The 22517-nt window shown below is 58.8% G+C and carries 21 protein-coding genes; 8 read left to right on the top strand and 13 right to left on the bottom strand.

Annotated elements, in window-relative coordinates; all coding sequences use genetic code 11:
* Window positions 1–15: 15 nt before the first annotated feature.
* Entirely contained in the window at window positions 16–1395 is a 1380-nt protein-coding gene (locus PHA01_RS17130) for an aminotransferase-like domain-containing protein (RefSeq protein WP_271897598.1), read from the bottom strand.
* A gap of 236 nt (window positions 1396–1631) precedes the next feature.
* Here PHA01_RS17130 and PHA01_RS17125 point away from each other — a divergent pair, with 236 nt between their 5' ends.
* A complete protein-coding gene (locus PHA01_RS17125) occupies window positions 1632–1985 on the top strand; it encodes a DUF983 domain-containing protein (RefSeq protein ID WP_334312033.1) in 354 nt (117 codons plus the stop codon).
* Between the two features lie 24 nt (window positions 1986–2009).
* Here the strand turns inward: PHA01_RS17125 and PHA01_RS17120 are convergent, their stop codons facing one another.
* Window positions 2010–2750, bottom strand: coding sequence for a 3-oxoacyl-ACP reductase family protein (locus tag PHA01_RS17120; RefSeq protein ID WP_271897816.1), 741 nt, complete (start codon window positions 2748–2750; stop codon window positions 2010–2012).
* Between the two features lie 99 nt (window positions 2751–2849).
* On the opposite strand from PHA01_RS17120, the gene PHA01_RS17115 reads away from it, so the two are divergent.
* The gene (locus tag PHA01_RS17115) at window positions 2850–3455 is read left to right on the top strand and encodes a TetR/AcrR family transcriptional regulator (RefSeq protein ID WP_271897594.1); all 606 of its coding nucleotides are present in this window, start codon (window positions 2850–2852) and stop codon (window positions 3453–3455) included.
* Between the two features lie 119 nt (window positions 3456–3574).
* Here PHA01_RS17115 and PHA01_RS17110 read toward each other — a convergent pair whose 3' ends face one another.
* The 6 genes from PHA01_RS17110 to PHA01_RS17085 form a co-directional block, all read right to left on the bottom strand.
* Window positions 3575–5152 carry an alkaline phosphatase D family protein gene (locus PHA01_RS17110; RefSeq protein WP_271897592.1) on the bottom strand — a complete coding sequence of 526 codons (1578 nt, stop codon included), beginning with the start codon at window positions 5150–5152 and terminating at the stop codon, window positions 3575–3577.
* A 201-nt stretch (window positions 5153–5353) separates the two neighbouring features.
* Window positions 5354–5815, bottom strand: coding sequence for a 30S ribosomal protein S16 (gene rpsP / locus PHA01_RS17105; RefSeq protein ID WP_271897590.1), 462 nt, complete (start codon window positions 5813–5815; stop codon window positions 5354–5356).
* 23 nt (window positions 5816–5838) lie between these two features.
* Window positions 5839–6144 carry a chorismate mutase gene (locus PHA01_RS17100; protein WP_112525166.1) on the bottom strand — a complete coding sequence of 102 codons (306 nt, stop codon included), beginning with the start codon at window positions 6142–6144 and terminating at the stop codon, window positions 5839–5841.
* 2 nt (window positions 6145–6146) lie between these two features.
* Entirely contained in the window at window positions 6147–7727 is a 1581-nt protein-coding gene (ffh, locus tag PHA01_RS17095) for a signal recognition particle protein (RefSeq protein WP_271897587.1), read from the bottom strand.
* Window positions 7728–8108: 381 nt separating this feature from the next.
* Window positions 8109–8465, bottom strand: a complete 357-nt coding sequence (locus PHA01_RS17090) for a BrnA antitoxin family protein (protein WP_271897585.1) — start codon at window positions 8463–8465, stop codon at window positions 8109–8111.
* A complete protein-coding gene (locus tag PHA01_RS17085) occupies window positions 8440–8715 on the bottom strand; it encodes a BrnT family toxin (protein WP_271897584.1) in 276 nt (91 codons plus the stop codon). The genes PHA01_RS17090 and PHA01_RS17085 overlap by 26 nt, the downstream gene beginning before the upstream one ends.
* Window positions 8716–9058: 343 nt before the next feature.
* Between PHA01_RS17085 and PHA01_RS17080 the strand changes: the two genes are divergently transcribed.
* Window positions 9059–9880, top strand: coding sequence for a lytic murein transglycosylase (locus tag PHA01_RS17080; protein WP_271897582.1), 822 nt, complete (start codon window positions 9059–9061; stop codon window positions 9878–9880).
* A gap of 51 nt (window positions 9881–9931) precedes the next feature.
* On the opposite strand, the gene PHA01_RS17075 is transcribed toward PHA01_RS17080, so the two are convergent.
* From PHA01_RS17075 to PHA01_RS17060, 4 genes are read right to left on the bottom strand one after another with little or no spacing between them, the layout of a single operon-like run.
* On the bottom strand, window positions 9932–10342 hold the full coding sequence (locus PHA01_RS17075) for a nuclear transport factor 2-like protein (protein ID WP_271897579.1): 411 nt from the start codon (window positions 10340–10342) through the stop codon (window positions 9932–9934).
* Between the two features lie 14 nt (window positions 10343–10356).
* Entirely contained in the window at window positions 10357–11028 is a 672-nt protein-coding gene (locus PHA01_RS17070; RefSeq protein ID WP_112525178.1) for a carbonic anhydrase, read from the bottom strand.
* Window positions 11029–11076: 48 nt separating this feature from the next.
* On the bottom strand, window positions 11077–11961 hold the full coding sequence (gene pdxY / locus PHA01_RS17065; RefSeq protein WP_271897576.1) for a pyridoxal kinase PdxY: 885 nt from the start codon (window positions 11959–11961) through the stop codon (window positions 11077–11079).
* Between the two features lie 40 nt (window positions 11962–12001).
* The gene (locus PHA01_RS17060) at window positions 12002–12250 is read right to left on the bottom strand and encodes a hypothetical protein (protein ID WP_271897574.1); all 249 of its coding nucleotides are present in this window, start codon (window positions 12248–12250) and stop codon (window positions 12002–12004) included.
* Between the two features lie 127 nt (window positions 12251–12377).
* Here PHA01_RS17060 and PHA01_RS17055 point away from each other — a divergent pair, with 127 nt between their 5' ends.
* The 5 genes from PHA01_RS17055 (at window position 12378) to PHA01_RS17035 (ending at window position 20783) form a co-directional block, all read left to right on the top strand.
* Window positions 12378–12992, top strand: coding sequence for a LemA family protein (locus PHA01_RS17055; RefSeq protein WP_183661828.1), 615 nt, complete (start codon window positions 12378–12380; stop codon window positions 12990–12992).
* Between the two features lie 9 nt (window positions 12993–13001).
* Window positions 13002–13853, top strand: coding sequence for a TPM domain-containing protein (locus PHA01_RS17050; RefSeq protein WP_271897571.1), 852 nt, complete (start codon window positions 13002–13004; stop codon window positions 13851–13853).
* Between the two features lie 3 nt (window positions 13854–13856).
* Window positions 13857–14495 carry a TPM domain-containing protein gene (locus PHA01_RS17045; protein WP_271897569.1) on the top strand — a complete coding sequence of 213 codons (639 nt, stop codon included), beginning with the start codon at window positions 13857–13859 and terminating at the stop codon, window positions 14493–14495.
* A gap of 109 nt (window positions 14496–14604) precedes the next feature.
* Window positions 14605–19392 (top strand): NAD-glutamate dehydrogenase, encoded by a 4788-nt coding sequence (locus tag PHA01_RS17040; RefSeq protein ID WP_271897567.1) that lies wholly within the window; start codon window positions 14605–14607, stop codon window positions 19390–19392.
* A 32-nt stretch (window positions 19393–19424) separates the two neighbouring features.
* Window positions 19425–20783, top strand: coding sequence for an MFS transporter (locus PHA01_RS17035; RefSeq protein WP_271897565.1), 1359 nt, complete (start codon window positions 19425–19427; stop codon window positions 20781–20783).
* On the opposite strand, the gene purH is transcribed toward PHA01_RS17035, so the two are convergent.
* Window positions 20773–22389 carry a bifunctional phosphoribosylaminoimidazolecarboxamide formyltransferase/IMP cyclohydrolase gene (purH, locus tag PHA01_RS17030; protein WP_271897563.1) on the bottom strand — a complete coding sequence of 539 codons (1617 nt, stop codon included), beginning with the start codon at window positions 22387–22389 and terminating at the stop codon, window positions 20773–20775. The two genes, PHA01_RS17035 and purH, sit on opposite strands and share 11 nt — an antisense overlap.
* Window positions 22390–22517 lie beyond the last annotated feature (128 nt).

The raw sequence follows: 22517 nt of genomic DNA, 5'->3' as shown, positions 1-22517 counted from the left end.
TTCCTGGAATTTGCTCTATACAATCAACCCTGTGCTGAACTGCGGCTCATGCAGCAACCGGTTCAACAGCAGCAATCCCTGTTCGAGATGCGGACGATCCGGTGCGGCGCCAAGCGAGACGCGGACCGCCTCGTCGGACGAGGTTCCTACGCTGAAGGCGGGTGCGGCCACGATGCCAAGCGCGGAACGGCGGGCAAGTGCGGCGAACTCGGCGGCTTTCCAATGTTCGGGCAGGGTAAGCCAAAGATGGTGGCCTGTAGGCTCGGCGGCGTATTGCCAATCCTTGAGAATGACCGCGGCAAGTGATTGCCGCGTGCGGCTTTCTTCCCGTATGGCGAGGGCGATCTGCTTGAGCGTGCCGCTCTCGATCCAGCTGGTCGTCAGGGCGGCCAGGAGCGGCGATGCACCCGGATTGCTGGCGCGCAGGGAAGATGTGAGCTTCAACACATCCAGCGCTGAAGGACAGGCCACAAAGGCGACACGCAGGGCAGGCGTTGCGCATTTCGACAATGTTGCGATGTGCCAGGTGATCTCCGGCGCCAGGGACGCAAGAGCCGGCTGTGGCTCGTCCAGAAGCTCCGCATAGGGATCGTCCTCGATAATCGCGACCCTGTAGCGGCGGGCGATTTCGACGATCTCGTGCCGGCGTTTCAGCGGCATGGTGGCCGTGGTCGGATTATCGATGGAGGGAACGACGTAGAGCGCCTTCGGTGCATGATCCCGGCAGCATTCTTCGAACGCCTGAGGCAGTATGCCGAATTGATCCATGGCAAGCGCATGAACCGCGATACCGAGGGTTGCGGCGACGGATTTGAGCCCTGGATAGGTATGGGCACCGGCGCAAATGGCGCCATTGGCGGCTACGAGGCTGCAAATGGCGAAGAGCGCACTTTGTGCACCGCCGGCAACCAGAATATTGTCGGGCGAGGGCGCATGGCCAAAACGCGGCATCAGCCATTGCGCGGCGGCATGCCGTGCGGCTTCGGTGCCGGTAATCTCCTGATAGGAAAGAAACCGGCTGGAGGGTCCGGCCAGCAATGCTCCGATGCCTTCGGCGATCCGCTCCGGCAAACGGGCCGCGGCCGGTTGCGGCGGGATATTCATGCTGAGGTCGAGTTCGGCTGCCGGAGTTGCCACCCTCGGTGCTACAGGCTGCTGTTTCACGAATGTACCCGAACCGGTTCTGGCCTCGATCAGATCGAGACGGCGTGCCTCGTTCAACGCGCGCGTAACTGTGGTAAGATCGACGCCAAGCTGGCGTGCGATTTCCCGCTGCGGCGGCAGCGTATCACCGGAGATCAGTAGGCGGGCGGCGATATCGGCATTCAAGGCATCGACGATACCTTGATGTTTATATCTCGACGTGGCGGCGATGCGAGGCTTCCAGAGGGCCATGTGACGACTCATTGTATGGGAATGTATCCATACAATTACAGACAGAACGGGATTATGGCAAGTCAAATTGCCGCTATATGGTAAATGTTTCTTCCATTTTCTCCTTGCAAGGGGTATATGTCCGGCAATAAAGCATCAATTGTATGGATATCGATATCTAAGGCCATACACGTACAATCGGGTCGAAAGGCAAGACCATGGCTCACGTTGTTCACTATCATCCTACTGAAAACCCGATGAAAACCGGGATCCTGGGGCGCTGCCCGCGATGCCAGCAGGGGCATCTGTTCGATGGCTTTCTCAAACTGGCGCCGTCCTGCGAGGTTTGCGAGCTGGACTATTCCTTCGCCGATCCTGCGGACGGCCCGGCGTTTTTCGCCATGACGATCGTTGCGGTGCCCGCCCTGGTCTTCGCACTGTGGCTGCAGACGACGTATGAAGTGCCGATCTGGGTGCACCTGATCACGACGCTGCCGTTAACGTTGTTTGGTAGCCTGATGCTTCTGCGACCGCTGAAGGGCTGGCTGGTCTGCTCGCAATATTTCCACAAGGCGGAAGAAGGCAAGCTTGTGCGCAAGGGCGATATCTGAGGGATTGCCCTTGCGCAATATCGATCAGGCGTTGGCGCCACCATCGATGGTGAGCGATGCGCCGGTGATGAAACGCCCTTCGTCTCCGGCCAGGAATGCTACGAGACCGGCGATATCGCTTGCCTTGCCAAATTTTGGAATCGCCATACGGGCGCGCTGGCCATCGGCGTGATCGCCATTGGCGGGATTCATGTCCGTATCGGTCGAGCCGGGGTGGACAATGTTGGCTGTGATTTCCCTCGGGCCAAGATCACGTGCCAGCGCCTTGGTCAGGCCTATAAGGGCGGCCTTGCTGGTTGAATAGGCGATGAGGCCGGGGAAAGGCACGATCTCGGCAAGATTGCTGCCGATGTTGATGATACGCCCGCCCGTGCCCATCAGCGATGCTGCTGCCTTCGCGGCGACGAAGCTTGCGCGGACATGGATGGACATGACGCGGTCGAACTCCTCGAGCGTCAATGCATCGACGGTGTCCATCGAGTAGACGCCGGCGTTGTTGACGAGAATATCCAGCCTGCCAAATTTGGCGTGGGTTTCGTTGACTGCGGCCTCGATGGCGGCTGCATCGAGATTGTCCGCCTGAAACGCGATGGCGCGGCGGCCCAGCTTCTCGATTGCCTTGATGGTCTCCTCAGCCTTCGAAGCGGCACTCGTGTAGGTAATGGCGATATCTGCACCATCCTGTGCCAGTTTCAGCGCAATCGCAGCACCCATGCCGCGGCTTCCGCCGGTGATGAAGGCAACCTTGTTTTCAAGACGTGACATCATATTTCCTTTTGTAGTGATTGATACATATTGCAGTGTCACCATTGCGGAGCGGCGTCAAGTGATTTATGTATTAGTCGATACAGAAAGGGATTTGCGATGTCTCCGAAGGGTCGCCCGCGTGCATTCGACCGCGATACGGCGCTGGAATGCGCCATGCGGGTTTTCTGGCAGAAGGGCTATGACAGCGCGTCCATGGCGGATCTGACGCAGGCTATGCACATCAATGCGCCCAGTCTCTATGCCGCATTCGGCAGCAAGGCGGAGTTGTTCCGGGAGGCGGTCGAGCTATACACGAACAAGATCGGCCAGCGCATCAAACATTCATTACCGACTGCGGCGACTGCAAAGGAGGGCGTCGCCGATTTTCTCATGCAGACAGCCATCTCCCATACCGATCCTGGCCAGCCGCATGGATGCATGGTGGTGATGGGCGCACTGCACGGTGACGAGAGTCCCGGAACGCCGTCATCGCTACTGAAGGAGCGGCGCCTCGATAACGTGACACAGTTGCGCCAACGGCTGGAGCGTGCCGTGCGCGAAGGCGAACTTTCCGAAACTGTCGATATCCAGCAGGTGGCGGAATTCTACGCGACTGTACAACACGGCATGTCGATCACCGCGCGTGATGGCGCCACACTCGAGCAATTGAAGAAGACCGCCGATGCTGCCATGGCGGCCTGGGTCGGGTTGACTTCACCCTGATGGACATCTGATGCGATTTTCTGCGCTTCCGGTGCTCATGGACCAAATGTCCACTGCGCTCCGGGTCTCGAAAATCACACCAGCTGCCTCATCAGGCTGAAGGCATATGCAAACTCGCATCAGATCGAACGAACGGGATCGAGCGTTATTTTGTAAAGTTCGGCATCGTCGCGGTCCATCAGCCTTACGGTCATCTGTTCGCTTGCCGCATCGATATCGACGAGACCGAAGAATTGCAGCCCGGCCGAGGGTGGCAGGTTCTGTCCTTGCTCGGGCGTTGGCGCCTTGATGAATTTGAGTTCCGGCCCGAAGGTATGGTCGAGATCATTGGGACCGAAAGTGCCGGCATGAATGGGGCCCGAGACGAATTCCCAAAACGGCTCGAAGTCCTGGAACTGCGCCTTGTCCGGATTGTAATAGTGCGCTGCCGTGTAGTGCACATCTGCCGTGAACCAGACGGTATTGCGGATACCGGCAGATTTGATGAAGCGCAGCAGATCGGCAATCTCGAGCTCGCGGCCTTTCGCCGCGCCATTATCGCCATTGGCGACGGCTTCCGCGCCCTTTTTGTCCTTGGCGTTATCCCACACAACCAGACCGAGCGGCATGTCCGCCGCGATGACCTTCCAGGTCGCACGGGAATTCAACAGTTCGCGCTTCAGCCAGCGCACCTGGTTGGCGCCAAGAATGGACGATTCCGGCGTGATCGTATCTTCCATATCCGGACCATTCGGGCCGCGATAGGAACGCAAGTCGAGGAAGAAGACGTCAAGCAGCGGGCCATAGGCGATCTTGCGATAGACGCGTCCGGGTTCAGCAGGCGTATAGCGGATCGGGGTCATTTCGTGAAAGGCCCGCGCGGCCCGGGCCGACAGGAGCGCAATGGACTTTTCAGTGTAGCGATCGTCGGCGGTCAGTTCCTTGGAGGAAGACCAGTTGTTGAGCACTTCGTGGTCGTCCCACTGGAGGAAAGTCGGGCAGATTGCATTCAGGGCGCGGACGTGATCGTCGAGCATGTTGTATTTCCACTGACCGCGATACTCGTTCAGCGTTTCTGCCACCTTGCGCTTTTCATCGGTGATGATGCGGTTCTTCCACTTGCTCCCGTCCTTCAAAGTCGTCTCTTCCACAAGAGGACCGTCGGCATAGATCGTATCGCCCGAGTGCAGGAAGAAATCGGGGGTGTGGCTGGCGATAGTCGCGTAGGTCTTCATGCCGGTCTCGTCGATACCCCAGCCTTGACCCACCGTATCGCCTGACCAGGCAAAACGGATATTGCGCTTGGCTGTCGGGGCGGTTTTGAAATGGCCCACAATCGGTTCCGAGACGGCATTGAGGTCGCTGAGATCAACTGCAGTCAGGCGGTAGAAAATATCCTGATCCGAGACGAGATCGGTGAGCAATTGCTTTACCGCAAGGTCGCTGTCCGGGAAGGCATTGAGCGGCGGTAACGAATAGGCGTTGGCAAAGCTCTCGGTGGTGGAAACTTCGATATTGACCCGCGCTGGCCTGTCGGTTCGCGTCCAGATCATGCCCGTCGTCGCGTCGACGTCGCCCGACTGAACGCCATGCGTAAAAACCGGTCGCGCATTCGCGCGTGAATAGGACGGGAGGGCAAGACCTGACGCTGCGGTCAGTGCAACGGCTCCCGATGAAGCGAGGAAGTTGCGACGCGTGAACGAAGCCGATCTGCTCATAGTGTTCTCTCCGGGCTGGCTGACGCATGCCCCCAAAACCGCAAAGGCCTGGGGAGGATTGTGCGCCATTTCAAAGTGGCTGGCTGCGTCTTCTTTGCGCGGAGAACGTTTCAGTTTTTTTGCAGTTCTGTGAAGTTTGCTCAAAAACAAAAACGGGCGGCAAAAGCCACCCGTTTCGTCGTCAACAGCAGAAGCTGATGATCAGCTGGCAGTTTCTTCAGCCGGAGCTTCTTCGGCAGGGGCAGCAGCAGCTTCAGCGGCGGCAGCCTTTTCAGCCTCAGCGGCGGCGGCAGCAGCTTCCGCATCAGCAATGACCTTGGCCTTTGCATCTTCTTCAGCCTGCTTGGCCATGGCAACGCGTTCCTGTGCCTTCTTGCCCGGCAATGCCTTTTCAGGATTGCTGCGGGTGTCGCGCTTGGCGATACCGGCCTGATCAAGGAAGCGAAGAACGCGGTCTGTTGGCTGTGCGCCGTGACCGATCCAGTAATTGATGCGGTCGGCATCGAGCTTGACCCGCTCGCCATCCTTGGGAAGCATCGGATTCCATGAGCCGACGTTTTCGATGAAACGGCCATCGCGCGGCGAACGCACGTCAGCAATGACGACGTGGTAATAAGGGCGCTTCTTCGACCCTGCACGGGCCAGACGGATTTTCAGTGACATTGGTATTCTCCTTGGTAGTTGGGTTAGGCGCCGTTTTCCTTGGCGGCTGTTGTTTCGTGATGCCTGATCACTTCCTTGACGATGAAGTTCAGGAACTTCTCGGCAAAATCGGGGTCCAGATCTGAATCCAGCGCCAGTGAGCGCAGACGTTCGACCTGTAGTTTTTCACGGCCCGGGTCAGCGGGTGCGAGGCCATTCTTCGCCTTCAAAACGCCCACTGCCTTGGTGCAGCGGAAACGTTCGGCGAGCATGTGGATCAACGCTGCATCGATATTGTCGATGGAAGCGCGCAATTGAAGTAGTTCCTTGGGGAGCGAGGAGGACGACATATTCACCCTTTCTTTTTCGGCAGCCCTGGAAGACCGCCACCAAGGCCAGGCAGACGCGGCATGCCGCCGCCCAAGCCACCTAATCCGCCCGGAAGACCACCAAGCCCACCAGGCAAGCCGCCACCCTTGCCGAAACCAGCGGCTTCCGCCTGTTTCTGCAGGGCTTCAAGCTGCTTCGGATCCATCTTGGACAGGTCGGGCATGCCCCCCATGCCGCCTAGCCCACCGAGACCCATTTTCGCGCCAAGGCCGCCCATCATCTGTTTCATCATGCCGCCTTTGCCCTTGCCGCCCATCGCCTTCATCATGTCCGCCATCTGGCGGTGCATTTTGAGAAGCTTGTTGATGTCGGCGGCATTGGTGCCGGAACCCTTGGCGATACGCTGCTTGCGCGAGTGCTTGAGCAGATCGGGATTGCCGCGCTCCGCCTTGGTCATTGACGAAATGATCGCGAGCTGGCGCTTGAAGATGGAATCATCGAGACCGGCCGCAGCCATCTGATCCTTCATCTTGCCCATGCCGGGCATCATTCCCATGATGCCGCCCATGCCGCCCATCTTCTGCATCTGTCCGATCTGGTCAGCGAGATCGTTGAGATCGAACTTGCCGGACTGCATCTTCTTGGCCATCGCCGCAGCTTTTTCCGCGTCGATGTTTTCAGCAGCTTTTTCGACCAGCGAAACAATGTCGCCCATGCCGAGAATGCGATCGGCGATGCGCCGCGGATAGAATTCCTCCAGCGCATCCATCTTTTCACCGGTGGCGATCAGCTTGATCGGCTTGCCGGTGACGGCGCGCATGGAAAGGGCGGCGCCACCGCGGCCGTCGCCATCCATCCGGGTAAGAACGAGACCGGTGATGCCGACGCGCTCATCGAAGGATCGCGCAAGATTGACGGCGTCCTGGCCGGTCAGCGCATCGGCAACCAGCAGGATTTCATGCGGATTGGCCTTTTTCTTGATGTCGGCCATTTCGATCATCAATGGCTCATCGATATGGGTACGGCCCGCTGTGTCGAGAATGACAACATCATGGCCGCCGAGCTTGGCCGCCTGAACGGCGCGCGCTGCGATCTCGACGGGTGTCTGGCCGGCAATGATAGGCAGCGTGTCGACGCCGGTCTGTACGCCGAGCTGGCGCAACTGTTCCTGCGCGGCGGGGCGGCGCGTATCGAGAGAGGCGAGAAGCACCTTCTTCCTCGACCGCTCGGTGAGGCGCTTGCCGATCTTGCCGGTGGTCGTGGTTTTACCGGAACCCTGCAGGCCGACCATCATGATGACGACCGGAGCCGGCGCGTTCAGGTCAATGGTGACGCCCTCGGCGCCGAGCATGTCGATCAGCTCGTCATGGACGATCTTGACGACCATCTGGCCGGGCTTGATGCTCTTGACGATATCAGCGCCAACTGCCTTGGCACGAACCTTGTCGGTAAACGAACGGACGACATCGAGCGCGACGTCAGCTTCGATCAGGGCGCGGCGCACTTCGCGCAAGGCCGCCGCGACATCGGCATCCGACAGCGCGCCACGGCCTGTGAGGCCGTTCAAAATCGAACCAAGTCGTTCCTGTAAACTTTCAAACATCCAGTTTTCCTTCAGAGTCTGTTGTAAACTCTACTGCGGCGGTTATCTGACGCAGTTTTCTGTGCTTCCGGTGCTCACGTACCTTTAAGTACGCTGCGCTCCGGTTCTCGAAAACCACGCCATATGTCTCGCCGCAGCGACTTTCCAAACCGACTCTTATCCTTTCAGAGACCCGTTCCCAAAAGATAAGTACCAACCGCGCCAGGGCAAAGAGCTCAAAGCAAAATGACACCCGAGGGCGCATCGCGCTGTCGGGTGTTGACCTCCGGGATCGTCTAGGCCCTTGCGGGGCCCCGGTCGGCTGCTCGGAGTTTCAAAGCTCGTCGCGGATTGTTGGGCGGCTTAAACAGGAAATGCCGCGTGGAGTCAAGACGTGCGGGGTCAGGCGCGCTTTTTCCGGCTTGTCACAGCGTCGGGTCGTTCATCCTGGGTCTCGAGTTGCATGGACTTGCGCAATGCCTCGTCGATGCGACCCTGCCAGCCACGCCCGCTTGAGCGATAATGATCGAGGACATCCGGGCTGAGACGGATGGAGACCGGGATTTTTGGCGTATCGGCAACCGGACGACCGGGGCGGCGCTTTGTCAAAACGCCGGCCAGGATTGTGTCGGGATCATCCATGGCGGCTTTAGTAAGGGCCGCGTCTTCTTCGTCAGTCAAGGAATCCCGATGCGCTTTTGCCAGAGCAATCGCTTCTTCGCGTGTCCAAATTTTATCCCTGTGCTTTGACATATTCATCGATGTCCTCCCTTATAGTCATTCTCAGCGAAATGACGCGGATAGCATTGCCTCGTTGGGTATAAACGAGAACATGCAATTTATTCCCTATAAAACCCGTGGCCTTGATGCGTTCTTCGCCATAACCTGACCAATCATCAAGCCACTCTACTGCGGTCGAAAACTGAAAATCGTGAGCTGTTTCAAAAGCCACGCCATGCTTGCGCAAGTTTGCTTTGGCCTTTTCGTCGTCCCATTCAAATCTATCCATGAAAATCGCTTTGGTCAATAATTATTGTATATACAAAAATGTAGTGAAAGCGTAGCTGAAACCGTGAAAGGCCTCCAGCGGAACGCTGTCAAAAAGTCTCATCAATTAGTTCAAGGGCAAGTGTGGTGGCACAATTGGTGAGTAACAACCCTAGATTGTATTGGTGGGGGTCGTGAAATTGGCCGGCCACAAATGCGATTTGTCGCCTGGGCAGGCTCATAGCAAGCGTGAAACGCCGAGAATGAGTGCTGTTTCACCCCATATAGCTCGATTCTTGCAGATGACAGCACGATAGAAAAATGGCAGATAGGAGCACGACGATTCAACCTTCGAGGAGATTTTCATGGCATTCGTTGCCAAAGGCAGATTTTTTGCGGCTGTAGCGACAGCGCTTCTTATGACGGCAGGTGCGGCGCAGGCTGCAGCTCAATGCGGCAACAATTCCGCCGGATTCGAGGCGTGGGTCCAGGCCTACCAGCAGCAAGCCGGGGCGCAAGGTATCGGCAGCAGAGGCATCAACGCCCTGGGCAACGTCAAATATGCTACCAAGACGATCAATGCCGACCGCAACCAGAAGAGTTTCAAATATTCACTCGACAAGTTCATGCAGGTTCGCGGCGCCCAGACGATCATTTCGCGGGGACGCGCGCAAAAAGCACAGAATGCCGCGTTGTTTAACCGGATCGAGCAGCGCTACGGTGTTCCTGCTGGCCCGTTGATCGCCATCTGGGGCATGGAGACCGGTTTCGGCAGTTACATGGGCAACCAACATACGCTTTCAGCGGTCGCGACCCTTGCCTATGACTGCCGTCGTACGGAGTATTTCCGCGAGCAACTCAATGCTGCATTGAAGCTTGTCGACAATGGCACGCTTGCGCCCAATGCGGTTGGCGCCATGCACGGCGAGATTGGTCAGACGCAGTTCCTTCCGCTCAATGTTCTTCGCTACGGCGCGGACGGCGACGGCAATGGCCGCATCGACATGGTCCGCTCCAAGGCCGACGCGCTGGCATCGACAGCGAATTTTCTGGTCGGACATGGCTGGCGCGCAGGTGGCGGCTATCAACCCGGGCAAGCCAACTACGGCGCCATTGCAGGCTGGAATGCTGCCACCGTCTATCAGCAGGCGATTGCCATTATCGGCGCGAAGATCGACGGCGAATAATCGGTTCGCCAATGGGTATTCAAGGCCGGTACGTTGTGCCGGCCTTGTTGTTTAGAAGCCTTCGCAGGCCTCGCCGAGTGAACTCTGGGCGCTCTCTATGATCCTGCCGCGGCGAAAGTTGAAGATCTCGCGCGTATAGGTGGTGTTCGCCGGGAATTGATAGCAGACGAAAACGGTCGTTGTATCGCCTTCGACGCCGCCGATGCGATGGCGCACCCTGGCGCCTCGCACAGCGCTCTTCCATTCATCGAGGCTGGCCAGAAATTCGCCCTTGGTCTGGATCGTATCGATGTCTTCGAGAATGACGGTTGCGTCTTCGGCCAGAATTCTGTCGAAAACCGCGCGGTCGGCGGTACCAAGCGCGGAATACCAGCTTTCGATGATGGCGTTGTGCGCATCGTCAGCCGTCGCAGGAAGCATCGTTAGAAGAATGACGGCGATCATGAATATCAATCGCGCCATTCTCTTGTCTCCCTCTATTCCAGCGCGGTGGCTTCGCCGACCTCTTCGGGGTCGGGGCGAAGGAAGTCACCGGTTTCCGGATTCATGATCCACAGTTCACCGGTCGAAATGTCGAACCAGGCGCCATGCAAGGTGAGGCGGCCTTTCTTTTCAAGGATATCGACACAGGGAAAGCTGCGAAGGTTTTTCAGCGAATATCGAATGGATATGCGCTCCAGCGCAGTCTGGCGCTCGAATGGAGTCATCAGCTCATTGGCGGAAACCGCTTCGGCTGCGGGGCCGACGAGGCTCATCCACTTGCCGATGAAGTCGCCGGGGGACAACGGCTCACTCGTCGTGTCGAGCGCCGCCTTGATGCCGCCACAGCGGCCGTGACCGAGGACGACGATATTCTTGACCTTCAGGCTCTGCACCGCAAATTCGAGGGCTGCGGAGGTAGAGTGATATTCGCCGTCCGGCGCATAGGGCGGTACGAGGTTGGCGACGTTGCGCAGAACGAAAATCTCGCCAGGTGCCGTATCGAAGATGATCTCGGGCGCGGAGCGGGAGTCGCAGCAGGCGATGACCAGTGTTTCGGGCGTCTGGCCCTGATCCGCAAGCTGCTTGTAGCGCATCGTCTCGTTGGCATAGCGATGCGCCATGAAGTTGCGATAGCCGGTGAGAAGTTTCTCGGGAAGCAAGGTCATTCTTTTCCTCTAATCCTGAACCGGGACAAGATCAATTGGTCTAATGTGCTATGCCCTGATGCCCTTGCTTGGATGAACCAATCGCCGCATCTGAGTCATCGCCATAGGGGTGGACAGGCTGGATGCGTCGGCTTCGAGCATCAGTTCATCGGCGCCGCGCTTGGCAGAGCGGGCCATGATCTCGAAAACCGAGGCTGTGGTGCGTTGCAGCGCCTGTTCGAGATCAAGACCGGCAAGCATGCGTGCAAGGAACAGTGCAGACGTGAGGTCGCCAAGGCCATTGGTTGGGCCGACGACGAGGCGATGTTCGGCGAGCAGCGCCAGAGAGTGCGTCACCAGGAGATTGCCGGTGCTGCCAGCAATCATAGGGTGCGCGGAGGTCACAAGCATTGTACCGGGGCCTGCATGCAATGCCGCTTGCATGATCGCCTTGTTGTCGGGCAATTCCGCGCCGGTCAGCCATGCAAGCTCGAAGCGGTTCGGCGTTGAAACATCGGCGAGCGGCATCAACTCGTCGCGGATGGCATTTGCCGTCGCCTCCGGAACGTAGAGCCCCTTTTCATCGCCGATGACAGGATCGCAGAGGTAAAGCACGCCCTTGTTGCGGGTTTTTATGGTCTCTACCAGACGGGCGACACTGGCGGCCTGCGCGGCATTGCCGAGGTAACCGCTCATGATGCCCCTGACTTCACCAAGCCAGGGAGCGCGCTCCAGATCGGCAATCAGGTCGTCGAATTGCTGCGGTTCCGGCACGATGCGCTTGGCCGGTCCATGACCGGGATGCCACGGCAAGATGACGGTTGGCACCGCCCATACAGGATGGCCGAGCGTTTCAAGTGCGAATACGGCGGCACGATTGCCGACCGAACCCCGCACGACATGGCTGGAAATGACGATGACAGCATTGGATGAAGGAGCAACGGAACTGGTCATTGGAAATACTCGTGCGAGAATTCGGGCGAGCGAGCGCGACTCAACCCTTGCCGACTATAGAACTGATCACCCAGATAATCATGGCGATCAAGACAAGCAATCCCAGAAACCTGCCGATGCGTGAGCCCCAGACTTCTATGGGGTCGGCCGGATCCGCATCGCCGGCAGAAAAGTGGCCCTTCGTCCGTTCTACGATAGATATGCCTCCGGAAGCGGATTCGCGGTCGATCCGTTCGATTATGCGTCTGGATTCCGCATCGGACTGATGCTTTCCATCGTGTTCAGGCATGAAGACACCTTGTTTGCGTTCAATGGTTTAGCATAGCGCTTTGGCTGTTCCTTTTGCAGAAAAAAATGGCTAGGTTTGTGCTGCTTCGTTCTGGAGCGGTGAATCTGTACTCGGGGAGAGGATTCCAATGCAACATGCGACTTGCTTGCCGGCGCCGCGCCGCGCCCTTTCTATCATTGCCCTGTTTCTTCTCGTACCGCTGCTTTCTGCCTGCGGCTTCAACACGATTCCGACCAATGAGGAAAAGGCCAAGGCCGCATGGAGCGAGGTGTTGAACCAGTATCAGCGAAGGGCCGATCTCATTCCGAACCTCGTCGAGACTGTCAAAGGCTATGCCGCACAGGAAAAGGACGTGCTGACATCCGTGGTTGAGGCGCGGGCCAAGGCGACCTCCATTCAGGTGACGCCGGAAACCCTCACCGATCCCAATGCGATGAAGGTGTTTCAGGAGAATCAGGCACAGCTGACCGGGGCACTGTCGCGGCTGATGGCTGTCGTGGAAAACTACCCTGACCTCAAATCCAACCAGAACTTCCTCGCACTGCAATCGCAGTTAGAAGGTACGGAAAACCGCATCGCCGTATCGCGCCGGGATTATATCGAGTCGGTGCGGGTCTATAACACCTCGCTGAGGACAATGCCGACCATGATCTGGAAGTGGATCTGGTACACGGGGAATGAACCCTACCAGACCTTCAACATCGAAGACTCAGCCAAGCAAACGCCTCAGGTCAAGTTCTAGGCTCCAGACATGAGCGCATTGCGCCAGAATGCGGTTGGGTTGAATCGCTTACTATTGGCTGTCGCGCTGCTGGCATTGCTGTCAGTCAGCGCATTTGCCGCAGAACTCCCTGCTCTGACAGGTCGTGTGGTCGATGACGCGAACGTCATCGATGCGGCAACACGCGAGCAGATAACCCAGAAATTGGCGGCGTTCGAAGCGAAATCCTCCGATCAGGTGGTTGTGGTGACGGTGCCGAGCCTCGATGGCGAGGAAATCGAGCCCTATTCCAACCGGCTCTACCGCTCCTGGGCGCTCGGACAAAAACAGGAAAACAATGGCGTTCTTCTCGTCGTCGCACCAAATGACCGCAAGGTGCGCATCGAGGTCGGTTATGGCCTCGAAGGCACGCTGACCGACCTTCTGTCCAAGCTCATCATCGAAAATGCCGTCATACCGGGGTTTCGCTCGGGGGATTATTCGGGTGGAATCTCGAAAGGTGTCGATGGCATTCTCGCCGTCCTTTCCGGTGATGCCGCTGAACTCGAGGCGCGCGCCAAACGCAATGTCCAGGAACCAACCTCCGACGTCGATTGGGTAATGCTCATCTTCGTCATGATCTTTCTGTTCATGTTCTTCAGCGGGATCATACTTCCAGCCGTCGTTACGTCCTTCGGGCGCAAGATCGCGCCTGGCCGCTATGAGTGGCTGGGCATGATCTTTGACATTGGCTCGAGAGGCGGTCGCGGCGGTGGCGGATGGTCCTCGGGCGGTGGCGGTTGGTCATCCGGCGGGGGTGGCTGGTCTTCGGGTGGCGGGGGCGGCGGCTTTTCCGGGGGCGGTGGTTCGTCCGGCGGCGGCGGCGCATCGGGGAGTTGGTAGGCCATGAGTTCAGGGTCCATGAATGAATCCGATCACGCCCGCATTGCCGAGGCGATACGTGCAGCCGAAAGCCGCACAAGCGGCGAAATCTATGCGGTGCTCGCGCGGCGTAGCGACAGCTATTTCTACGTGGCAGGATTTACCGCGGCTTGCGGCATACTTTTCGCCGCCGTCGTGGTAGCGGTGGCAGCGCACTGGTACTGGTTCACCTTGCCCCTGCCGGTCTTTGGTCTCGCTATCCTTGCGGCTTTTCTTGCCGCAGTGCTGGTCCTCTGGCTCTTGCCCGGCATGACCATGTGGCTGGTGCCGCGACGCATCCGCTACAAGCGGGCGCATCTCAATGCGATCCAGCAGTTTCTCGCACGAAATGTCCATCTCACCACGCAACGTACCGGTGTCCTCCTTTTCGTCTCGCTAGCAGAGCGATACGCAGAGGTGGTTGCGGATGCGGGCATCAATGCGAAAGTCCATCAGGATGAATGGAACGGGATTGTCGCTATCCTGACTGAACATGCAGACAGGGATGAATTGGCCGATGGTTTTTTAAAAGCCATCGGAAAAGCGGGCCAACTGTTGGAAGAACATTTCCCCAGAGGGCTCGATGACGTCAATGAGCTAGATGATCATTTGGTCGAATTGTAACATTCTTGCGTGTCACACGATTTTCACCGCGACCGTGCAGTTTAGGCTCGAAAAAGCCTTTTGAAAGGCTATGATCGCGCCAAATACATAATCCAGGGGGAAATATTTGATGGCTTCCAAAAATAAAGCGGACGTAAAGGTCGCCACGAAGTCAAAACCACCAAAAGCCCCGAAAGAGAAGCCACAAGCGGGGTTGTTTGAAGACCTGCTGTTTGCGCGGGCACCGGAAGAAGACCTTGCCGACTACGATGCGGGTGCGCTGACCGCCTCGGCGAAGCTTGCGGAGAATGCGCTGGCGCAATTCAAGTCGGGACGGCCCGTCATCGATGTCAGCGAAGGCCACATCGTCTCCCGCGATGGCCGTCCTGTGACGGTGATCACCCTAATCAACGACAACATGCCCTTCCTGCTCGACTCGGTGCTTGGCGAAATCAGTGAGCGCGTTACGGCGGTTTATCTCGTGTTGCATCCGGTGATGGATATCGACAGAAACACGAACAGCGTTCTGGGCACTGCGGGTCCGGACAAGCCGGGCAAAGAAGTGGCGCGGGTCAGCGTCATGCAAATTCATGTTCCCGCGCTCGATGAGCCATCGCGTGAGATCATGACCGCGGCGCTGGAGCTTGTGCTGAAGCAGGTGCGCGAAGCCGTCAGTGATCGCGGAGCCATGGTTGCGCGTCTAGGCGAAGCGATCGAAGCCTACAAAACCGGCAAAACGCCGATGAAAAAAGCTGCGGCGGAAGAAGCTGCAGAGTTCCTCGAATGGTTGCGTGACAACAACTTCACCTTTCTCGGCGTGCGTGAGTACGACTATCAGGGCGACGACAGTCAAGGTGAGCTCGAGCGCTCCGGCAAGCGCGGTCTTGGCATATTGAGCGATCCCGATGTGCGTGTCTTGAAGCGCGGCAACCAGGGTGTGACGACAACCCCGCAGATCATCGCCTTTCTCACCGGTCCCGAGCCTCTGATCGTCACCAAGGCCAATACAAAATCGCTGGTGCATCGTCGCGGCTATATGGATTACATCGGCGTGAAAACGTTCGATGCCGAGGGCAGGGTTACGGGCGAATTGCGTTTCGTCGGGTTGTTCACGTCCGGCGCCTACACGCGTTCCGTGCTCAAGATCCCTTATCTGCGCTCGAAAACCGAGGCTGTGATCCACCGGCTTGGATTCAATCTTGAAGATCATTCCGGAAAGCAACTCATCAAGGTACTCGAGGGTTACCCGCGCGACGATCTTTTCCAGATCGACGTCAAGACGCTGACCCGTTATGCCGAGATCATATTGGCGCTTGGCGAGCGGCCGCGCGTGCGTGTCCTGCCGCGGATCGACCCTTTCGGCCGTTTCGCTTCGATCATCGTCTTCGTGCCGCGCGAGCGTTATGACTCAATAGTGCGCGAGAAGATTGGCTCGCACCTTGCCAGAGTGTACGAGGGGCATGTGTCGGCTTACTATCCGGCGTTTCCCGAGGGCGGTCTTGCCCGCGTGCATTTTATCATCGGCCATGCCGAGGACCAGTTTCCCAAGGTCAAACGTGAGGCGCTGGAAGAAACCGTCCGCTCCATCGTCCGGACCTGGGAAGATGCTGTTGCCGAGGTCGGAGATCGTCGCGGAACCGCCGAATTCACCGCTCTTGCTGCGGCCTTTCCGGACTCCTATCGCGAAAACTTTTCGCCCGACGAGGCGCTGGTCGATGCCAGTCGCATTGCCGGCCTCACACGCAACAATCCGCTCCATGTCGATTTCTATCGGCATCGCACCGACGGCCCCAATGCCGCTTCGTTGAAGATCTATCATTACGGTTCGGCGGTTGCCCTCTCACGACGTGTCCCCTTGCTGGAGAATATGGGCTTTCGCGTCATCAGCGAGCAGACATTCCAGCTGCCTGCCGCCGACGGCAGCCCGCTTTTTGTGCATGACATGGAGCTCACAAGCGCCTCGGATTCGGGGATCGACCTCGCCGATGATGGCGCTCTTTTCGAAGACGTGTTCCGCTCCATCTGGAACGGTGCGTCGGACAATGACGGCTATAACGCGCTTGCCCTTACCGGGCAGTTGACCGCACGGCAAATCATCATCCTGCGCGCTTATGGCCGTTATCTTCAGCAGGCAGGCATTCCCTATTCGCAGGATTTCATCGCGGCGACGCTTAACCGCTATCCGGCGATCGCCAGACAGATATTCGATCTGTTCGATCAGCGGCTCAATCCTGCGAAGGCCGGTGCGCAGTCGCAACGCAAACAGACGACGCTACGCTCGTCTATCGAGGAAGCACTGCAGGGCGTTCCGAGCCTAGATGATGACCGAATCCTGCGCCGTTTCCTCAATCTCATCGAGTCGACCCTGCGCACCAACGCCTTTGCCCCGGAAGAAGGCGGCGGCGAACGTGTGACGCTCGCCTTCAAGCTCGATCCGCGATCCCTTGATGAGCTGCCGGAGCCGCGGCCTTACCGCGAAATTTTCGTCTATGGGCCAGAGGTCGAGGGTGTGCATCTGCGCTTTGGTCCAGTCGCACGTGGCGGCTTGCGCTGGTCGGACCGTGCACAGGACTACCGCACGGAAGTGCTGGGTCTGGTGAAGGCGCAGCAGGTGAAGAACGCAGTCATCGTTCCCGTTGGCGCCAAGGGTGGTTTCTTCCCGAAACGCCTTCCGACCGGCACTGATCGCAACGCCATCTTCGAGGCGGGCCGCGCGGCCTATATCACCTTCATCGCGACGCTGCTTTCGGTAACCGACAATCTGGACGGCGAGACGGTTGTCCCGCCGCAAAACGTGATCCGCCTCGATGGCGACGATCCTTATTTCGTTGTCGCTGCCGACAAGGGCACGGCGACGTTTTCCGACACAGCCAATGCGATCAGCCAGGCACATGATTTCTGGCTGGACGATGCCTTCGCTTCGGGTGGTTCCGCGGGCTACGATCACAAGAAGATGGGCATTACCGCTCGTGGCGCGTGGGAAGCGGTGAAGCGCCATTTCCGCGAGATCGGCACCGACATCCAGAAAATGCCATTCACTGTTGTTGGCGTCGGCGATATGTCGGGCGACGTCTTCGGCAATGGCATGCTGCTTTCGCCGCAAACGAAGCTGATCGCAGCCTTCGACCACCGCGATATTTTTATCGATCCGGAGCCGGATTCGAAAGCGACGTTGAAGGAACGCCAGCGGCTGTTCAATCTGCCGCGCTCCAGCTGGCAGGATTTCGACAAGAGCAAGATTTCGGCAGGCGGCGGTGTTTTCTCGCGCTCGCAAAAGTCGATTACCCTGTCGAAGGAAGCCGCAAAGGCCATCGGCCTCGCCAAGACCACGGCAACGCCGTACGAGATCATGACAGCGATCCTGAAAGCGCCTGTCGACCTCCTGTGGTTCGGCGGTATCGGCACCTATGTCCGCTCGTCGCTGGAGAGCGACGCGGAAGCGGGTGACCGCGCCAATGATGCCATCCGCATCACCGGCAGCGATGTCCGGGCGAAAGTCATCGGCGAAGGCGCCAATCTTGGCGTCACACAGAAGGCGCGCATCGAGTTCGGCCTGCTCGGCGGGCGCTGCAATTCCGATGCGATCGACAATTCGGCCGGCGTCAACACGTCCGACGTCGAGGTCAATATCAAGATCGCCCTGGCACAGGCCATGCGCGCTGGCAAATTGCAACGTGACAAGCGCAACAAGCTGCTTGAATCGATGACCGAAGAAGTCGGTGATCTGGTGCTGCGCAACAACTACCTGCAGACACTGGCGCTATCGCTGGCACAGCGGCGCGGCCTCGCCGACCTTGCCTATCAGGCACGCTTCATCAACGATCTCGAGACAAGAAAACTCCTTAACCGCAAGGTGGAGACGCTGCCCGATGACAAGGCGATGGCAGAGCGGCAGGTCGAAGGCATTCCATTGACGCGGGCTGAACTCGGCGTGCTCCTTGCCTATTCCAAGATCGTCCTGCTGGACCAGCTCCTGGCAAGCGATTTACCTGACGACCCCTATCTTGAACGCGAATTGATGGACTATTTCCCGCGTCAGATGAAGGAGGGCTTCGGCGACGAAATCCGCACGCATCGCCTGCGCCGGGAAATCATCGCGACGCAGCTTGCCAATGATGTCATCAATCGCGGCGGGCCGACTTTCGTGAGCCGTCTGGCGGACCTTACCGGCCAATCAGGCCCGGAGATCGTTCGCGCCTACGTGATCGTGCGAGACGGCTTTGAGCTGGATGAGGTGTTCGCAGGGATCGACGCGCTGGATAATGCAGTACCAGGTGGAACCCAAAACGGTTTCTATGCCAACGTCGCCCAGATGCTGAACTGGACGACAGCCTGGGTGCTGCGTAACCACACCGGCGCAGTTGGCCTCGGCGCCGCGATCGCGGAGATCAAGACGGCCCGCGATGCGCTGCAGCCGCGTCTCGACAAGCTTCTGCCTGCATCGATGATCGGCCTCATCCGCGAAGATACCGCCAGCAACGCTGCTCTCGGTGCGCCTCCAGCACTTGCGGCGCAGTTGGCACGGCTGGAGATAGCACCGATCATCCCGGATATCGCCGCCGTCGCCCAGCAAGCCAAAATCGACATTGCCAGCGCTGCGCGAGCCTATTTCGACATATCCGAAGCATTCCGCATCGGGCGTATCGAGGACGCGGCGCGGGGCGTTTCCATTGCCGATTATTATGACGGACTGGCGCTTGCCCGTGCCACCGACCTGATCAGTCAGGCGCGGCGCGGTATCGCGGTGGCGGCGCTTAGCAAATATGGCAAGCAGGCCGATCCCGCAAAGGACTGGTTGGCGAGCCGGGGTGCACGTGTCGACGAAGTGCGGCAGCGCATGGCGAATATTGTGGAAACGGGCGATTTGACCGTCTCCCGGCTTGCGGTGGCCGCCGGATTGCTTTCCGATCTGTCATAGGCAGTTGGGCTTGATGGGCAAGGGATAGCGTAATGGCTGCATCGAGAAGGGGCATCTGGGGGTGGATGCTCTTCGACTGGGCGGCGCAGCCATTCTTCACGGTCGTCACGACATTTATCTTCGGACCGTATTTCGTTTCGCGCATGGCGAGCGATCCGGCCGTGGGGCAAGCGGCGTGGGGTTATGGCATTGCCGTTTCAGGGCTGTTCATCGCCGTGCTCTCGCCAGTGCTCGGATCGATCGCCGACCAGACCGGACGTCGCAAGCCCTGGATCGGCTTTTTCGCCGTCATCAAGATATTCTCGCTGATCATGCTGTGGTTTGCGGCGCCGGGCTCAGGCCTGATTGTCCCGTTGATGTTCTTTTCGCTGGCGTCGATAGCGGCGGAGTTTTCCATCGTCTTCAACGATTCGATGATGCCGCGGCTGGTGGCACCAAAGGATATCGGTCGGATATCCAACATGGCTTGGGGTCTCGGTTATCTCGGCGGCATGATCGTGTTGATCTTCGTCGTGGCATTCATGGCCGCGTCGCCGCAAACCGGCAAGACCATGCTCGGCCTTGCGCCGATCTTCGGGCTCGATCCGGCGACGGGCGAGGGTGATCGCGCAACGGCGCCATTGTCGGCGCTATGGTATTTCGTCTTCATCCTGCCGATGTTCCTGTTCACGCCGGATGGTGCGAGAGGCCTGGCAGCTGGTCCAGCAGTGCGGGTCGGACTTGCCGAACTCAAGTCTACCTTGAGCGAGGTACGGCAGCGGCCAGGGCTTTTCCGTTTTCTCGTCGGCCGCATGATCTATCAGGACGGCGTGAATGCGTTGATTGCGCTGGGCGGCGCCTTCGCGGCGACGATGTTCGGCTGGGCCACGGCGGAAATCGGGATTTTCGGCATCATACTGAACGTGGTCGCCATTTTTGGCTGTCTTGCCGCCAGCAAGCTCGACACCATGCTGGGGTCGAAAGTCGTGGTGGTGATCTCGCTAGTCTTGCTGACCATTGCGACGATCGGCATCGTCTCGACCGGCCCGGGCTATACGCTGTTTGGTCTTGTCCAATTGCCGGGTGCCGATAGTGGAGGTCTGTTCGGTACACCTGCGGAAAAAGCCTATATCGGCTTCGGACTGCTCATCGGCATTGCGTTCGGACCGGTGCAGGCTTCGTCGCGTTCCTACATGGCGCGCAGCATTTCGTCCGATGAGGCGGGGCGCTATTTCGGCATCTACGCGCTGTCCGGACGGGCGACGAGCTTCCTTGCGCCTTTCCTGGTGGCAACGGTGACAGCGCTCAGCGGATCGCCACGCCTTGGCATGGCGATGATCATATTCTTCTTGCTGGCCGGACTGGCGATCCTCTTGAGGACACCCTATCCGGCTGCAAAAATCAGTGCCTGAAATGGCGCATGCCGGTGAAGACCATGGCGATACCATGCTCGTCGGCGGCGGCAATCACTTCGTCATCGCGCATCGACCCGCCCGGCTGGATCACGGCGGTGGCGCCGGCGGCGACAGCTGACAGCAGGCCGTCGGCGAAGGGGAAGAATGCGTCGGAGGCGACCACGGAGCCCTTGGTCAACGGCGTCGCGCTTCCTGCTGCTTCGGCGGCGTCCTCGGCCTTGCGCGCCGCGATGCGAGCGCTGTCGACCCGGCTCATCTGCCCGGCACCGATGCCAACAGCTGCACCATCCTTGACGTAGACGATGGCATTGGATTTCACGTGCTTGGCGATGCGGAAGGCAAGCTTGAGATCGGACATTTCCGCTTCGGTTGGAGCGCGCTTGGTGACGACCTCCAATTCGAGATCGTCGACAACGCCGCTATCGCGCGACTGGACGAGGATTCCTCCGGCAACCGTCTTGGCGCTGATGCCACCGGCGCGCGGATCGGGCAGGCCGCCGGTGACCAGCAGCCGCAGGTTCTTCTTGGCGGCAACGATCGCCTGCGCTTCCGGTGTCGCATCGGGCGCGATGATGACTTCGGTGAAGGTCTTGACGATTTCCGTCGCGGCTTCGGCGTCGAGCGTCTTGTTGAGTGCGACAATGCCGCCGAAAGCCGATACCGGGTCGCAGGCGAGCGCCTTCAGATAGGCTTCCTTCAAGGTCGCGCCTTCGGCGACGCCGCAAGGATTGGCGTGCTTGATGATGGCGACGGCGGATGTGCGCGCCGGGTCGAATTCAGCGACGAGCTCGAAGGCGGCGTCCGTGTCGTTGATGTTGTTGTAGGAAAGTTGCTTGCCCTGCAGCTGCGTAGCCGTGGCGACGCCTGGACGCTTCTCACCGGTGAGATAGAAACCAGCCGACTGGTGCGGATTTTCCCCGTAGCGCATGACCGAATGCAGATGGCCACCGATAGCGCGGCGTGATGGCGTTTCCGTCATCAGGGCTTCGGCGAACCAGCCGGAAATAGCTGCGTCATAGGTAGCGGTGCGGGCATAAGCCTTGGCGGCAAGGCTCTGGCGGAACGAATAGGGCAATGAGCCCTCATGCTTGTCGAGCATGGCGATGACCATGTCGTAGTCGCCGGTCTCGGTAACGACACCGACATAGGCGTGGTTCTTGGCTGCTGCGCGGATCATGGCGGGACCGCCAATGTCGATATTCTCGACGATATTCGCATAATCGGCGCCGGAATGACGGACTTCTTCAAATGGATAGAGGTTGATGACGACGAGATCGATGGCGCCGATATCATGCGCCTGCATCGCTGCCGCATGTTCCGGATCGTCGCGCACGGCCAACAGCCCACCATGCACTTTCGGATGCAAGGTCTTGACGCGGCCATCCATGATTTCCGGAAAGCCGGTGATGTCGGCGACGTCGCGGACCGGAATGCCCTCGGCGGCTATCGTCTTCGAGGTACCGCCGGTGGAGAGGATTTCAACACCGTGGCGGTGCAGCGCATGAGCCAGCGCGGTAAGGCCCGCCTTGTCCGAAACGGAAAGAAGGGCCCGCTTGACGGGATGAAGGTTCGGAGCAGGAAAGGATTTGGCGGCGACGGCCATGGGTGTACGTCCTCAAACTTTGACTGGAAGATTCACGCCATGGCGGCCTGCAAATGGCGTTTTTCTGCGCTCCGGTGCTCACGTACCATAATGTACGCTGCGCTCCGGTGCTCGGAAACCACCATTTT

Origin of the sequence: Candidatus Phyllobacterium onerii (assembly GCF_028331445.1) — a bacterium.
Lineage (GTDB): Bacteria > Pseudomonadota > Alphaproteobacteria > Rhizobiales > Rhizobiaceae > Phyllobacterium > Phyllobacterium onerii.
This window is presented reverse-complemented; position numbering and strand designations above follow the sequence as displayed.